A 13889-nucleotide genomic window follows, 5' to 3' on the forward strand; every position below is an offset into this window, starting at 1 on the left:
GTGGCAGCAGCTTGAAGCGGGAACGGATGGGCGGCGGCGGGTTTCTCAGAACCGCAGATGGGCCTGTCTGAGCAGCGAAGCCGTCTCGAACAGGGGCAAACCCATGATACCCGAATAGCTGCCGTCGATTCGCTCGACGAACTCGGCGGCGCGGCCCTGGATGCCATAGGCGCCGGCCTTGCCGGCCGGTTCGCCGCTGGCGACGTAGGCCGCGATCTCGTCGGCGGTCATGGTGCGAAAGCTCACCTCGGAAACCGACAGCGCATGGCGCTGGCCCAGCGCAGAGACCACGGTTACCGCGCTCAGCACACGGTGGGTGCGCCCGGACAGGACGGCCAGCATGCGGGCGGCATCGGCGTCGTCGGCGGGCTTGCCGAGGATCTCGCCGCCCAGGCAGACGGTGGTGTCCGAGGTCAGGATGGGGGCGTCGGGCAGGGCGCGCCGCTCGCGCCGGCGCAGCGCGGCTTCGGCCTTGAGGGCGCACACGCGCTGCACGTAGTCGTCCGGGCTCTCGCCAGGCAATACGACTTCCAGCGCCTCGGCGTCTTCATCGTCGTCGGCCAGCAGCAGTTCGTAGGCGACGCCAAGCTGGGTCAGCAGCTCGCGCCGGCGCGGGCTTTGGGAGGCGAGATAGAGGAAGGTATGGGTCACGGCAGGGCAGTCGGGAAGGATCCGGGGATAGGGCATGCCAAATGCGGCTGCAGCGCATGCGCCGCTTCGGTCGCATTGTACCCGCGGCCTCGCCCGGTGCGTGACACAGGCGCGCTTGGTTTCAGGCGCGGTGGTAGGGGTGGTTCTGGGTGACCGACCAGGCGCGATAGAGCTGCTCTGCCAGCAGCACGCGCACCATGCCGTGCGGCATGGTCAGGCTGGACAGGCGCAGCAGGGTTTGCGCGCGGGCCTTCAGGGCGGGATCGAGGCCGTCGGCGCCGCCGATCAGGAAGGCGACGTCGCCGCCTTCGCGCTGCCAGTCGCCCAGCTGGGCGGCGAGTTGCACCGTAGTGAGGTCGCGTCCGCGCTCGTCGAGCGCCACGATGCGGCATTGCTTGGGCAGCGACGCCTCGATGCGGGCCGCCTCGCGTTGCATCACGGTGGTGGCGTTATTGCTCGAGGAGCGCGTCTCGGGCTTGATCTCGCGTAGTTCGATGCGCAGCTCGGGCGGCATGCGCTTCGCGTACTCCGCGAATCCGGTTTCGATCCAGCCGGGCATCTTGTGTCCAACGGCCACGATCAGCAACTGCATGGCGGGAAGCGGGCCGGTCCGGCTCAGGCCGAGCGGGTGGTGCGCTTGCGCGCGACCGGAGCCTTCGCGGCCGCCGTCTTGGCCGGTGCCTTGGCGGCAGTCTTGGTCGCAGCCGTCTTGGTGGCAGTCTTGCGTGCCACGCCGGTGCCGGCCGCGGTCTTGCGCGGCGCGGCCGTCTTGGCCGGTGCCTTGCGTGCCGGTGCCGAGCCCAGCGCGCTGGTCAGGCGTTTTTGCACGGTCGGGGCGCGGTTGGTGGCGATGGCGTCCGGGTCCGTATCTTCGTGGCCAAGCGGCGGCGAAGGCTCTTTCATGCCTTCGGGCAGGCGGGCCAGTGCCGGGCGCAGGCCGGTGGCGCGGCGCGCGGTGCGCACGACCGGTGCCTCGTCTTCGTCTTCGCCGTCGATCGGCTCACTGGCCTTGGCCAGGCCCTTCTTGGCCGTGGACAGCTTCAGGCGTACCGGCTTGTCACCCCAGAGTTCTTCCAGGTTGTAATACATGCGCAGCTGCGGCTGCATGATGTGGACGACGGCGTCGCCACAGTCGACCAGCACCCATTCGCCCGTTTCCAGCCCTTCCACCGCAACGATATGGCCGCCGGCGTCCTTGACGGTATCGCGGACCGAGGCGGCCAGCGCCTTGGTCTGGCGGTTCGAGCTCCCGCTGGCGATCACCACCCGGTCGAACAGCTCGGTCAGGTGGGTGGTGTCGTACACCTTGATGTCCTGCGCTTTGACATCTTCGAGGCCGTCGACGATGGCGCGTTGCAGTTTGCGAATATCCATGGTGCTTTTTTCAGTTCAGCTGAGATCGGTTTGGGGGCGGGCCGGGATGGGCAGATCCAACTGCGTCGGCCGATACAGGCCGCGGCTCGCGATGTAGTGTGCCACGCCGGACGGCAGCTGGTCATCTGCCGGTTGTCCGGCAGCCAGGCGTTGGCGTAGGGCGGTGGAGGAGAGGTCGACGGCTAGCGTCTGGTCGATCCACATGCGGCCGGAGGGCATGGATTGTATCAGGTCGGTGGACGCACGCCGTTCTGCGAGCTCCTGGCGCACCGGACCGTCCAGTTCCGCGAGGTCGAAACCGGGCCGCGTCGCCACGCAAAGGTGGACGTGCGCGAACAGTTCCTGCCAGCCATGCCAGGTGTGCAGGCGCAGCAACTGGTCGGCGCCCATGAGCCACGCCAGCGAGGCGTTGGGGCCATAGTGCTCGCGCAGTTCATGCACGGTATCAACGGTGTAGCTGGGGCCGGCGCGATCGACTTCCATAGGGCTGGCATGGACCAGCGCGCGGGTGTCGGACAACGCCTGCGCGGCCAGCTCGGTCATGGCGAGGCGGTCGGCGGCAGGGGTGACGTCGTCGCCTTTTTGCCACGACTGGCCGGTGGGAATCCAGACCAGCTCGTCGAGCTCGAGATGTTCGATGCACAGGCGGGCGAGTGCCACGTGGCCGATGTGGGGTGGATCGAAGGTGCCACCGAGAATGCCGAGGCGGTAGGGGCGGTTGCTCTTGGTCGAGCCTGCTGCGTCTGCCGCGTTGGCGGTGAGCGATCGTGCGATGTGGTGTGCCATGGGGTTGCCGTCAGGCCCACTCGCGCACTGGCAGGAAGTCCGTGTACAGCGCGGCCTCCGCGCTGCCCGGCTCGGGCTGCCAGTCGTAGCGCCAGCTGGCCAGCGGCGGCATCGACATCAGGATCGACTCGCTGCGTCCGCCCGATTGCAGCCCGAAGTGCGTGCCGCGGTCGAACACCAGGTTGAACTCCACATAGCGGCCGCGCCGGTAGGCCTGGAACTCCCGCTCGCGCTCGCCATAAGGCATGTCCTTGCGCGCCTGCAGGATCGGCAGGTAGGCGTCGAGGAAGGCGTCGCCGACCGACTGCATCATGGCAAAGCTGCGCTCGAAGCCGAGCGCGGAGAAGTCATCGAAGAAAATGCCGCCAATGCCGCGCGCTTCGCCGCGGTGCTTGAGGAAGAAATACTCGTCGCACCATTGCTTGAAACGCGGATAGAGGTCATCGCCATAGGGGGCGAGGGCGTCGCGGCAGGTGGCGTGGAAGTGCGTACAGTCGCCAGCGTTGCCGTAATACGGCGTCAGGTCCATGCCGCCGCCGAACCACCAGACCGGTTCGGCGCCTTCCTTCACCGCCAGCAGGCAGCGCACGTTCATATGCACGGTCGGGACAAAGGGATTGCGCGGGTGGAACACCAGCGAGACGCCCATCGCCTCGAAGCCGCGGCCGGCCAGCTCAGGCCGGTTGGCGCTGGCCGACGGCGGCAGGGCATCGCCCCGCACATGCGAGAAGCCCACGCCGGCACGCTCCATCACGGCGCCGCCTTCCAGGATACGGGTGCGGCCACTACCGCGCAGGCGCTCGGTGGGCGGCTTCTCCCAGGCATCGGTCGAAAACGCCTTGCCGTCGATGGCGGCGACAGCGTCGGTGATACGGTCTTGCAGACCGAGCAGATAGGCACGGACTGCCTGGGAATCGATCATGGTATGCGGGCGGGTGGGCCGGAGCGGTGACGGCCGGGCAGGTCAGTCAACCTGCCCGGCCGTCATAGCGATGTCATGATTGTACTGGCTGAGGCAACGCTTGGCCGGATTCGGGGAATTCTGTTCCGGCGTGTCGAAAGGGGCGAAGAAATCGTAGCGAGCGGCCCATCGCGAGCACCGCAGGGCTCGCCATGGGCCGCGCAGTAGATTTATTCGTCCTTTACCGTTTGATGGCGCGGTAGCCGATGTCGGTACGGTACTGCATGCCATCGAAGTGGATCTTCTCGGCCGCGCCATAAGCCGCGCGCTGCGCTGCCTTGACGGTATCGGCCAGCCCGACCACGCACAGCACGCGGCCGCCCGTGGTCAGCAGCACGCCGTCCTTGAGCGTGGTGCCGGCGTGGAAGGTCACGCTGTCGTCGGTCTCGGCCGGGATGCCGGTAATGGTGTCGCCCTTGCGCGGGGCATCGGGATAGCCAAAGGCCGCCATCACCACGCCCAGCGCGGTGCGGCGGTCCCAGTCCAGTTCGATCTCGTCGAGCTTGCCGTTGACGGCGTGCTCCATCACATCGACCAGGTCGGTCTTCAGGCGCGTCAGGATCGGCTGGGTTTCCGGGTCGCCCATGCGGCAGTTGAACTCCAGCGTCTTCAGGTTGCTTTCGCTGTCGATCATCAGGCCGGCATACAGGAAGCCGGTGTAGGTGATGCCGTCCTTTTCCATGCCGCGCACGGTCGGCATGATGATCTCGCGCAGCGCGCGTGCATGCAACGCGGGCGTGACCACCGGGGCCGGCGAGTACGCGCCCATGCCGCCGGTATTGGGGCCGGCGTCGTGATCGAGCAGGCGCTTGTGGTCCTGGCTGGTCGCGAGTGCCAGGACGTTCTTGCCGTCCACCAGCACGATGAAGCTGGCTTCCTCGCCCTCGAGGAATTCCTCGATCACCACGCGCGCGCCGGCGTCGCCGAGGCGGTTGTCGGCCAGCATCATGTCAACCGCGGCGTGCGCTTCTTCCAGCGTGGCGGCAACCACCACGCCCTTGCCGGCGGCCAGGCCGTCGGCCTTGATCACGATCGGCGCGCCCTGCGCGTCGATATACGCGTGGGCCGCGGCGGCGTCGTTGAAGGTCTGGTAGGCGGCGGTCGGGATGCCGTGGCGCTGCATGAAAGCCTTGGCGAAATCCTTGGAGGATTCCAGCTGGGCCGCCGCTTGCGTCGGGCCGAAGATGCGCAGGCCCTTGGCACGGAAGATATCGACGATGCCGGCCGCCAGCGGCGCCTCGGGGCCGACCACAGTGAAGCTCACGCCTTCGCGCTCGGCAAAGGCGGCGAGCACTGCCGGATCGGTCAGGGGAACATTCTGCAGCCGCTTGTCGAGCGCGGTGCCGCCGTTGCCCGGCGCCACGTACACCACCTGCACCTTGGGCGACTGGGCCAATTTCCAGGCCATCGCGTGTTCACGACCACCCGAGCCGACAACCAATACTTTCATGATCTACTGCCAGAAAAAATGACGCATGCGAAATGCGAAAAGCGGCAGCAATGGCTTATCGAGCCGCGCTGCCGCCGTGAGGCGAGGTCTTGCCCGATCCCCGCCTTACTCCTCGATCACCGCGTTGGTGAAGACTTCCTGCACGTCGTCCAGGTTTTCCAGGGCGTCGAGCAGCTTTTGCATCTTGACGGCGTCGTCGCCGGTGAAGCTGACTTCGTTCTGCGGCTTCATCGTGACGTCGGCCATCTCGGCCTTGAAGCCCGCGGCTTCCAGCGCGGCCTTGACCGCGCCGAAATCGTTGGGCGGGCACAGCACTTCGATCGAGCCGTCGTCGTTGGTGACCACGTCGTCGGCGCCGGCTTCCAGCGCCGCTTCCATCAGCTTGTCCTCGGCCGTGCCGGGGGCAAACAGGAACTGGCCGCAATGGGTGAACATGAACGCCACCGAGCCTTCCGCGCCCATGTTGCCGCCGTTCTTGGAGAAGGCATGACGCACTTCAGCCACGGTACGGGTACGGTTGTCGGTCAGGCAGTCGACGATGATCGCCGCGCCGGCCAGGCCGTAGCCCTCATAGCGGATTTCTTCGTAGTTGGCGCCTTCCAGGCCACCCACGCCGCGCTGGATGGCGCGCTGGATGTTGTCCTTGGGCATGTTCGCATCCATCGCCTTGTCCATGGACAGGCGCAGGCGCGGGTTGGAGTCGGGATCAGCGCCGCCGAGCTTCGCGGCGACGGTGATTTCCTTGATCAGGCGGGTCCAGACCTTGCCGCGCTTGGAGTCAGCCGCGGCCTTCTTGTGTTTGATATTGGCCCATTTTGAGTGACCGGCCATGATTCTCTCCGCAGCGGAAAATGTTTGACGCGCGTGCCTTGGCGTTGCGCGCCGGCTGTGCCGGGCGGGCAACGGGTGCTCGCTGGCGGCGCGCCGGGTGGTTTATGTGTCTGTGAGCCGGCCTGGGGGCTGGCTATAATCAGCCCAGCATTTTATCACGCGGCCCCGCCGCCGCTGGCCTCCCGATCAAGGGAGCCGCCGGGAAGGGCGGGGACGGTCGCGGCGAATGCGCCGCGCGGCTTGCCAACCAGAGAGACCATGGCCGAACCCATCATCATCGCCAAGAACGCCGAGCTGGAACTTGCCCTGCTGCCCGAGATGGGCAACCGGCACGGCCTGATCACCGGCGCCACCGGCACCGGCAAGACCGTGACGCTGCAAAGCCTGGCCCAGGGCTTCTCACGGCTGGGCGTGCCGGTCTTCATGGCCGACGTCAAAGGTGACCTGACCGGCATTTCCCAGCCGGGCAAGCTCTCCGACAAGCTCAAGGCGCGCCTGGCCGAACTCGGCCTGCCCGAGCCGGTGTGGGGCGCCTGCCCCACCACCCTGTGGGATGTGTTCGGGCAAAAGGGCCATCCCGTGCGCGCCACGGTCTCCCATATGGGGCCGCTGCTGCTGTCGCGCATGCTGGAGCTCAACGACACCCAGCAGGGCGTGCTCAACCTGGTCTTCCGCATCGCCGACGCCAGCGGGCTGCTGCTGCTCGACGCCAAGGACCTGCGCGCCATGCTGCAGTACGTGGGCGACAACGCCGGGCAGTTCACCACCGAATACGGCAATATCTCTGCGGCCTCGATCGGGGCCATCCAGCGCGGGCTGATGGCGCTGGAGTCGCAAGGCGCCGACGTGTTCTTCGGCGAGCCCATGCTCAACCTGGATGACTTCATCCAGACCGAGAACGGGCAGGGCGTGGTGAACATCCTGGCTGCCGACAAGCTGCTGAATTCGCCCAAGCTCTACGCCACCTTCCTGCTCTGGCTGCTGTCGGAGCTGTTCGAGAAATTGCCCGAGGCGGGCGATCTCGACAAGCCCAAGCTGGTGTTCTTTTTCGACGAGGCGCACCTGCTGTTCAACGACGCGCCCAAGGCTCTGCTCGACAAGATCGAGCAGGTGGTGCGGCTGATCCGCTCCAAGGGCGTTGGCGTGTATTTCGTCACGCAGAATCCCGTCGACATCCCCGATACCGTGCTGGGCCAGCTCGGCAACCGCGTGCAGCACGCGCTGCGCGCGTTCACGCCACGCGACCAGAAGGCCGTCAAGGTGGCGGCCACCACCATGCGGGCCAAGCCGGGGCTGGATCTGGAGAAGGCGATCGGGGAGCTCGGTGTGGGCGAGGCGCTGGTGTCGCTGCTCGACGCCAAAGGCATTCCCGGCATCACCGAGCGCGCTTGGGTGCTGGCGCCCGGCAGCCGGATCGGCCCGATCACCGACGACGAGCGCAAGCAGTTGCTGGCCAGCTCGCTGGTGGCCGGCACCTATGAGCACACCATCGATCGCGAGTCGGCTTACGAGAAGCTCAAGGGCCGTGCCGCCGCGCCTGCGTCTTCTCCCACCGCTGCCGGCAGCGGCGCACCCGCGCCCGTGCCCACGGCAGGCCAGCCGGAGCCCGCGCATGGCGGCGGCTGGCTGGACCAGGCGGGCGAGATCCTTGGCGGGCTGACCAAGGGCACCGGCAAGACCGGGCGTGGCGACTCCATCCTGGAGTCGATGGCCAAGTCGGCCGCGCGCACGGTGGGCTCGCAGGTCGGGCGCGAGCTGATTCGCGGCGTGCTGGGCAGCTTGCTAGGCTCGGGCAAGAAGAAGTAGGCGGGGGAGGGCTCAGCGGCGTTGCGCTGCTGCCTCGTCTTCCCGCATCTTGCGCAGGAACAGCCGGATGAAGAACCAGCCCATGCCGATGATGAAGGCAATGACGGCCAGGCTCATCAGCCCGGTGGGGGTCGCAAACAGGATCTTCAAGGCTGCCATGTGGGTCTCCCAGGTCAGGCGAGGCACACCGGACGGTGTGCCTCTGCCGATACCGATAGTCTAGGGAGAGCCGCGGCCGGCGGGATTGAGGCCGGTCAAGCCGGGCGCAGACGAAGGCCCGGACAGGCAGGGAACACTCAGTTCTTGGTGCCGAACAGCCGGTCGCCCGCGTCGCCCAGGCCCGGGATGATGTAGGCGTGCTCGTCCAGGTGGCTGTCCAGCGAGGCGACAAACAGTTTCACGCCGGGGTGTGCCTTCTGGAACACTTCGACGCCTTCCGGCGCTGCGACCAGCGCCACGAACGTAATCGCATCGTCCTTGACGCCGCGGCGCTTGAGCACATCCACCGCATGCGCGGCGGAGTAGCCGGTGGCGACCATCGGGTCGCACAGGATAAAGCTGCGGTCTTCCACGTCGGGCAGGCGCACCAGGTATTCCACCGGGCGGTGCTGGTCGTCGCGGTAGACGCCGATATGGCCGATGCGGGCCGAGGGAATCAGCTCGACCAGGCCGTCGCTCATGCCCACGCCGGCGCGCAGCACCGGCACGATGGTGAGTTTCTTGCCGGCGATCACCGGCGCGTCCAGCTCTACCAGTGGCGTTTCGATGCGGCGCGTGGTCAGCGGCAGGTCGCGCGTGATTTCATAGCCCATCAGCAGCGTGATCTCCCGCAGCAGCTCGCGGAACGTGCGCGTGGAGGTGTCCTTGTCGCGCATATGGGAGAGCTTGTGCTGGATCAGCGGGTGATCGAGGATGTACAGCTTGGGAAAACGGGGATCTTGCTTCATGGCGGGTAGGCGGCTGGAGTGGGCGCGAGGGCCCGTTGCAGCCGGATTGTAATGGATGCGGGGCTGCCCGCCCCCGGCGATCCTCCCGCCGCAAGCGCGCAGCCCCGCGTGCGCTCAATCCACCGAGATGCTGGCGCTCTTGGCGACCTTGCCGAATTTCTCGTACTCGGACAGCGTCAGCGACTGCAGGTCCGCTGCGCTCGAACCCTTGGGGTTGAAGCCCGCCTGCACCAGTTTGTCCTTCACGTCCACGTTGCCCAGCGCCTCGACGAAGGCGGCATTGAGTGCTTGCACCACCGGCGCGGGCAGCCCGGCCGGGCCGTACACGCCGAACCACGGCTCGACGGCGTAGCCCGCCAGGCCGGCCTCGGCCAGCGTTGGCACATTCGGCAGCGCCGGCGAGCGGCTCTTGCCGGCCACGGCCAGCGCGCGCAGCTTGCCGCCCTGGATGTGCGGCAGCGAGGCGGGCAGGTTGTCGAACATCACCTGCACGTGGCCGCCGAGCATGTCGTTGATGGCCGGGCTGCTGCCCTTGTATGGCACATGGGTCAGGCCCGTTTGCGTCATCTGCGAGAACATCGCGCCCGCCAGGTGCATGGACGTGCCGGTGCCCGCGGTGGCGTAGGTCAGGCCGGGATGGGCCTTGGCGTAGCTGACCAGTTCGGCCACGTTCTTCACCGGCAGGCTGTTGCTGACTTCCAGCACGATGGTCGAGGTGCCGAGCAGGCTGACCGCGGTGAAATCCTTGCGCGGGTCGAACGGCACGTGCTTGTAGATATGCGGGTTCAGCGCATTGGTCGAGATCGCGCCGAAGCCGATGGTGTAGCCGTCCGGCGCGGCCTTGGCGACCGCTTCCATGCCGATATTGCCGCCCGCACCGGGGCGATTCTCCACCACCACGGGCTGGCCGAGTTTCTCCGCCACCTTCTGGCCGACCGTGCGCGCCACCAGGTCGGTGGTGCCGCCCGCGGCGTAAGGCACGATGAATCGGATCGGCTTGACGGGGTATTCGGCCGCGTTGGCGACCGATGGCAGCCAGCCGCTTGCGAGCGCGGCAACCGCGGCGGCGGCCATCATCAGCGGGCGGGCGGCGGTTTGCTTGTCAACTGGAACGGGAATGCGCGAGGAAAGCGTAGCGAGGGGTGCTGCCGTCATGAATGCTCCTGGTTTTTCTTATGCGGCGCGCGTGTGACGCGCCGACCGGCGAGCTTACGGCAGTTTCAGGATGGCTGCCAGGGTTGCCCTCAGGGCAGGCTGGCAAGCGAGGCAAGAGCGTGGCGGCTAGCGCTAGATATTCTGCCCGCGCTCCGCCGCCGGCAGCGCCGGGCGGCCAAGCAGGTCGCGCACACGCCGCGTATTGCGCTCGAATACCCAGTACACGGCAAAGGCATAGGCATAGCAGCCCACCAGGATCAGCGCCACCAGGCCAAGGCTGCCGGCGCCGACGGGCTGGCGGACCTTGACCAGGGCCGCGGCGATGAACAGGGCCAGCGGGAAATGCGTGAGGTAGAGCGAGTACGAGAACCCGGACGCCACCGTAGCCAGGCGCGACAAGCCAGCGGGGCCGATGCGGATGCGCGTCGACAACACGGTCAGCAGCAGCACGAAGAAGCCCAGCGCGACAGCGGCGTCGGCGTATGGCCGATGCTTGGCGAGCGCAATGGCGGCGAGGAAAACCAGCAACGCCGGCAGCACTAGCCACCTGCGCCGAGCGATCGCCGCCACCTTCGCCAGCCGCGGCTCCAGGGCTTGCGCCAGCACGCCCAGCAGCCAATACAAAAAGCCTTCGACCAGGCCGTGGAACAACCCCATCGTGACCAGCGCCGCCAATACGCACAGCAACACCTGCGGCGTGCGGCGCAGGTGCCAGGCGCCGTATAGCGCAGGGAACCAGAGGTAGTACCAGAACTCGTTGGCCAAGCTCCACAGCGGCCCGTTGGAGCCGTAGGTCTGGCAGGCAAGGGTCTGCAGGAAGGCTGCGTTGCAAACGAATCCGGCGACGCCGAGGTTTTGCGAGATATCGATCTGCTGGACTGCGTTGCCCTCGGTGCCCAGGTAGAACGGTCCCCACGCCAGGTGGATCCCAGCGCTGTCCCAGAACAGGCCGAGCAGCAGCGCGGGCAGCAATACGATCCATAGCCGCGTCATGCGGTCGGCCAGGTAGCTGCGCCAGGACCAGTCGCCACGCGTCATCTTGCGGCGCACGGTGCCGCCCACCAGGTAGCCCGAGAGCAGGAAGAACACGATCACGCATTCGTGGCCGACGCTGCAAAGCGCGTAGAACAGCGGCAGCGCTACGCCGGCCGCACCGCCATGCGGGCCGCTCGCGCCATAGTCGACGATGACCAGCGCCCGGATATGGCCAAGGCAGACCAGGCCCGCGGCCAGCGCCCGGATCAGGTCCAGCACATCGTATTGTCTGCTTCGGTCCGTGCCATCCACGACCAGTCTCCCGGTTCCGGCTCGCCAGGGCTGCGGGCGGCACACGGCGGCCCGCAGCGCGGAACTCTACTGGGCAGAGCTTAGCCTGGCGGCCACGGCGTGAAGGTGCGCCATCCCACATAGCGAAAGCCGCGTTGCATGATGGTTCCTTCAAAGGGAAGGTTGGGGCACGTCGCCCAACACCTGTACACAGCACAATGCGCATCGGATGCCATTGCCTCTTTTCGAATACAATGGCTCGCGTCCGTGGCGGGCCGCCCGCGTCCAGCGGCGCGCGGCCCCACTATCTCCGGCTTCTCCCTTGTCTGCATCCCAACTTTCCCGCTCCTTGCCGGCCACCGAGCCGGCATCGCAGCGCGCCGGCCTGGCCGTGGCTGCCGTCGGCGCCATCCTCTTTTCCGGCAAGGCGATCGTCGCCAAGCTGATGTACCGCTACCAGGTCGATGCGGTCATGGTCATCAGCCTGCGCATGCTGTTTGCCGTGCCGCTGTTCATGGCGATCGGCTGGTGGCAGTCGCGGCGCCTGCCGGCGCTGTCCTGGGCCGATCGCGGCCGCATCGTGTTCCTCGGCATCATCGGTTACTACCTGTCCAGCTTCCTCGACTTCCTCGGCCTGCAATACATCACGGCCGGGCTCGAGCGGCTGATCCTGTTCCTGACGCCGTCCTTCGTGCTGCTGGCCAGCGCCGTGCTGTTCAAGCGGCGCATCAGCATGCGGCAGTGGCTGTCCCTGGCGCTGGCCTATATAGGCATCGTGCTGGTTTTCGCGCATGATCTCGACGTGAGCGGCGGCCAGGTGTGGCTCGGCGCCGCGCTGGTGCTCGGCAGCGCACTGACCTACGGCGTCTACCTGATCGCGTCCGGCGAATTGGTGCAGCGCATCGGTTCGTTGCGGCTGGTGGCCTATGCGATGTGCGTTTCCACCGCCTGCTGCGTGGTGCAATATCTGGTGCTGCGCCGCCCGCTGGCGGCGCTGCTGCAGCCTGCGCCCGTGATGTGGCTTTCGCTTGTCAATTCGGTGTTTTGCACGGTGCTGCCGGTGTCGCTGACGATGGTGGCGGTGGCGCGCATCGGCGCGCCGATGGCATCGCAGGCGGGTATGCTCGGACCGGTCTCGACCCTGTTCCTGGGCTTCTGGCTGCTGGGCGAGCCGATCACCGGCGTGCAGCTCGCCGGCAGCGCGCTGGTCATGGGCGGGATATATTTGCTGTCGGCGCGCAGCGGCAAAGGCACTGCCCGGGCAGCAGGGCGCGGCGGCAACGCGATGGATACGCAGGACAACAAGCAGGCGGGTGGCCGCCTCGATGACACAAGGAGTCGATGAGATGGATCTAGGATTGCGCGGCAAGCATGCGCTGGTGTGTGGCGCCAGCAAGGGCCTCGGTTTTGCCTGCGCCGACGCGCTGGCTGCCGAAGGCGTGGATGTGGTGATCGTGGCGCGCGGCGCCGAGGCGCTGGAAAAGGCGGCGGCGGACCTGCGCGCGCGCCACGGCCGGCGCGTGATGGCGGTTGCCACCGACATCACCACCCCAGCAGGGCGAAAGCTGGCGCTGGACGCCGTCGCCAAGCTGGGCGACCTGGACATCCTCATCAACAACGCCGGCGGCCCGCCCCCGGGCAATTTCCGCGACTGGGACCGCGACGCCTGGATCGCGGCGATCGACGCCAACATGCTGACCCCGATCGAGTTGATCAAGGCCACCGTGGACGGCATGATCGCGCGCAAATGGGGCCGCATCGTCAACATCACCAGCGGCGCCGTGAAGGCCCCGATCGATGTGCTCGGCCTGTCCAACGGCGCGCGCTCGGGCCTGACCGGCTTTGTCGCCGGCCTGGCGCGCGAAGTGGCGCAGCACGGCGTGACGGTGAACAACCTGCTGCCCGGCCCGTTCAATACCGACCGTCTCTACAAGACCATGGAAGGCGGCGCCAGGCAGGCCGGCCTGTCGATCGAGGAAGTCTCGAAGCGCCGCGCCGCGCAGAACCCGAGCCGCCGCTTTGGCGAGCCGGCCGAGTTCGGCGCCACCTGCGCGTTCCTGTGCAGCCGCCACGCCGCGTACATGACCGGGCAGAATGTGCTGCTCGACGGCGGCGCCTACCCCGGCACGTTCTGAACGACTGCCGCACCCAATCCGCGGCGCGCGGGCGGCCTGGCAGCCGTGCCGCGCCGCGGGCGTTTTCCCGCCGGGCCATGCCGGCCCGGCCTTTCTCTGATTGGCCAGGATGATGCCGATGACTCCCCTCGTATTGCGCTGATTGCGCACGACCACAAGAAAGACGACATCGTGGCCTTTGCGGGCCGCCATCGCGATTTCCTGTCGCGCTGTGAACTGCTCGCCACCGGCACCACGGGCGGCCGGCTGAGCGATGAAATCGGCCTGACGGTGACGCGCATGCTCTCCGGCCCGTGGGGCGGCGACCTGCAGATTGGCGCGCAGCTGGCCGAAGGCCGCGTGGGCGTGGTGATTTTCCTGCGCGACCCGATGACGCCGCAACCGCACGAACCCGATATCAATGCCCTGGTGCGCGCCTGCGACGTGCACAACGTGCCCTGCGCCACCAATGTGGCCACCGCGGATCTGCTGATCGCGGAGCTGCGGCGGCTGTATCCGGAGTAAACCGCTTCAGCCGGCGTACTTCC

15 protein-coding genes are annotated in these 13889 nt (G+C 67.3%); 4 read left to right on the forward strand and 11 right to left on the reverse strand.

What is annotated here, in order from left to right; genetic code table 11:
- Nucleotides 1-45: 45 nt before the first annotated feature.
- The 7 genes from OMK73_RS34130 to OMK73_RS34160 form a co-directional block, all read right to left on the reverse strand.
- Nucleotides 46-687 carry a Maf family protein gene (locus tag OMK73_RS34130; protein ID WP_420715627.1) on the reverse strand — a complete coding sequence of 214 codons (642 nt, stop codon included), beginning with the start codon at nt 685-687 and terminating at the stop codon, nt 46-48.
- 85 nt (nt 688-772) lie between these two features.
- Nucleotides 773-1243 (reverse strand): 23S rRNA (pseudouridine(1915)-N(3))-methyltransferase RlmH, encoded by a 471-nt coding sequence (rlmH, locus tag OMK73_RS34135; RefSeq protein WP_267605894.1) that lies wholly within the window; start codon nt 1241-1243, stop codon nt 773-775.
- 23 nt (nt 1244-1266) lie between these two features.
- Complete coding sequence (gene rsfS, locus OMK73_RS34140) at nt 1267-2025, reverse strand: ribosome silencing factor (RefSeq protein ID WP_267605895.1); 759 nt, start codon at nt 2023-2025, stop codon at nt 1267-1269.
- A gap of 15 nt (nt 2026-2040) precedes the next feature.
- Nucleotides 2041-2811 carry a nicotinate-nucleotide adenylyltransferase gene (locus OMK73_RS34145; RefSeq protein ID WP_267605896.1) on the reverse strand — a complete coding sequence of 257 codons (771 nt, stop codon included), beginning with the start codon at nt 2809-2811 and terminating at the stop codon, nt 2041-2043.
- Between the two features lie 10 nt (nt 2812-2821).
- Complete coding sequence (gene hemF, locus OMK73_RS34150) at nt 2822-3733, reverse strand: oxygen-dependent coproporphyrinogen oxidase (protein ID WP_267605897.1); 912 nt, start codon at nt 3731-3733, stop codon at nt 2822-2824.
- Between the two features lie 220 nt (nt 3734-3953).
- Nucleotides 3954-5222 carry a phosphoribosylamine--glycine ligase gene (gene purD / locus OMK73_RS34155; protein WP_267605898.1) on the reverse strand — a complete coding sequence of 423 codons (1269 nt, stop codon included), beginning with the start codon at nt 5220-5222 and terminating at the stop codon, nt 3954-3956.
- A gap of 105 nt (nt 5223-5327) precedes the next feature.
- Nucleotides 5328-6053 (reverse strand): YebC/PmpR family DNA-binding transcriptional regulator, encoded by a 726-nt coding sequence (locus OMK73_RS34160; RefSeq protein WP_267605899.1) that lies wholly within the window; start codon nt 6051-6053, stop codon nt 5328-5330.
- Nucleotides 6054-6311: 258 nt separating this feature from the next.
- On the opposite strand from OMK73_RS34160, the gene OMK73_RS34165 reads away from it, so the two are divergent.
- On the forward strand, nt 6312-7859 hold the full coding sequence (locus tag OMK73_RS34165) for a helicase HerA-like C-terminal domain-containing protein (protein WP_267605900.1): 1548 nt from the start codon (nt 6312-6314) through the stop codon (nt 7857-7859).
- 12 nt (nt 7860-7871) lie between these two features.
- Here OMK73_RS34165 and OMK73_RS34170 read toward each other — a convergent pair whose 3' ends face one another.
- From OMK73_RS34170 to OMK73_RS34185, 4 genes are all read right to left on the reverse strand, one after another.
- Nucleotides 7872-8018 (reverse strand): DUF3149 domain-containing protein, encoded by a 147-nt coding sequence (locus OMK73_RS34170; RefSeq protein ID WP_267605901.1) that lies wholly within the window; start codon nt 8016-8018, stop codon nt 7872-7874.
- A gap of 137 nt (nt 8019-8155) precedes the next feature.
- On the reverse strand, nt 8156-8806 hold the full coding sequence (gene upp / locus OMK73_RS34175; protein ID WP_043344561.1) for a uracil phosphoribosyltransferase: 651 nt from the start codon (nt 8804-8806) through the stop codon (nt 8156-8158).
- Between the two features lie 114 nt (nt 8807-8920).
- Nucleotides 8921-9880, reverse strand: a complete 960-nt coding sequence (locus tag OMK73_RS34180; protein ID WP_267606615.1) for a Bug family tripartite tricarboxylate transporter substrate binding protein — start codon at nt 9878-9880, stop codon at nt 8921-8923.
- Between the two features lie 213 nt (nt 9881-10093).
- Nucleotides 10094-11248 (reverse strand): acyltransferase family protein, encoded by a 1155-nt coding sequence (locus OMK73_RS34185; RefSeq protein WP_267605902.1) that lies wholly within the window; start codon nt 11246-11248, stop codon nt 10094-10096.
- Between the two features lie 301 nt (nt 11249-11549).
- Between OMK73_RS34185 and OMK73_RS34190 the strand changes: the two genes are divergently transcribed.
- The 3 genes from OMK73_RS34190 (at nt 11550) to OMK73_RS34200 (ending at nt 13866) form a co-directional block, all read left to right on the forward strand.
- Nucleotides 11550-12572, forward strand: coding sequence for a DMT family transporter (locus tag OMK73_RS34190; RefSeq protein ID WP_267605903.1), 1023 nt, complete (start codon nt 11550-11552; stop codon nt 12570-12572).
- A 1-nt stretch (nt 12573) separates the two neighbouring features.
- The gene (locus OMK73_RS34195) at nt 12574-13362 is read left to right on the forward strand and encodes an SDR family oxidoreductase (RefSeq protein WP_267605904.1); all 789 of its coding nucleotides are present in this window, start codon (nt 12574-12576) and stop codon (nt 13360-13362) included.
- Nucleotides 13363-13461: 99 nt separating this feature from the next.
- Entirely contained in the window at nt 13462-13866 is a 405-nt protein-coding gene (locus tag OMK73_RS34200) for a methylglyoxal synthase (RefSeq protein WP_267606616.1), read from the forward strand.
- Nucleotides 13867-13889 lie beyond the last annotated feature (23 nt).

It is taken from the genome of Cupriavidus sp. D39 (genome assembly GCF_026627925.1).
Taxonomy (GTDB): domain Bacteria; phylum Pseudomonadota; class Gammaproteobacteria; order Burkholderiales; family Burkholderiaceae; genus Cupriavidus; species Cupriavidus ulmosensis.

Coding starts and splice junctions, on each gene's coding strand:
- upp (WP_043344561.1), bottom strand. CDS start 8,806: ATGAAGCAAGATCCCCGTTTTCCCAAGCTGTACATCCTCGATCACCCG.
- OMK73_RS34160 (WP_267605899.1), bottom strand. CDS start 6,053: ATGGCCGGTCACTCAAAATGGGCCAATATCAAACACAAGAAGGCCGCG.
- OMK73_RS34195 (WP_267605904.1), top strand. CDS start 12,574: ATGGATCTAGGATTGCGCGGCAAGCATGCGCTGGTGTGTGGCGCCAGC.
- rlmH (WP_267605894.1), bottom strand. CDS start 1,243: ATGCAGTTGCTGATCGTGGCCGTTGGACACAAGATGCCCGGCTGGATC.
- OMK73_RS34170 (WP_267605901.1), bottom strand. CDS start 8,018: ATGGCAGCCTTGAAGATCCTGTTTGCGACCCCCACCGGGCTGATGAGC.
- OMK73_RS34130 (WP_420715627.1), bottom strand. CDS start 687: ATGCCCTATCCCCGGATCCTTCCCGACTGCCCTGCCGTGACCCATACC.
- hemF (WP_267605897.1), bottom strand. CDS start 3,733: ATGATCGATTCCCAGGCAGTCCGTGCCTATCTGCTCGGTCTGCAAGAC.
- purD (WP_267605898.1), bottom strand. CDS start 5,222: ATGAAAGTATTGGTTGTCGGCTCGGGTGGTCGTGAACACGCGATGGCC.
- rsfS (WP_267605895.1), bottom strand. CDS start 2,025: ATGGATATTCGCAAACTGCAACGCGCCATCGTCGACGGCCTCGAAGAT.
- OMK73_RS34165 (WP_267605900.1), top strand. CDS start 6,312: ATGGCCGAACCCATCATCATCGCCAAGAACGCCGAGCTGGAACTTGCC.
- OMK73_RS34145 (WP_267605896.1), bottom strand. CDS start 2,811: ATGGCACACCACATCGCACGATCGCTCACCGCCAACGCGGCAGACGCA.
- OMK73_RS34180 (WP_267606615.1), bottom strand. CDS start 9,880: ATGGCCGCCGCCGCGGTTGCCGCGCTCGCAAGCGGCTGGCTGCCATCG.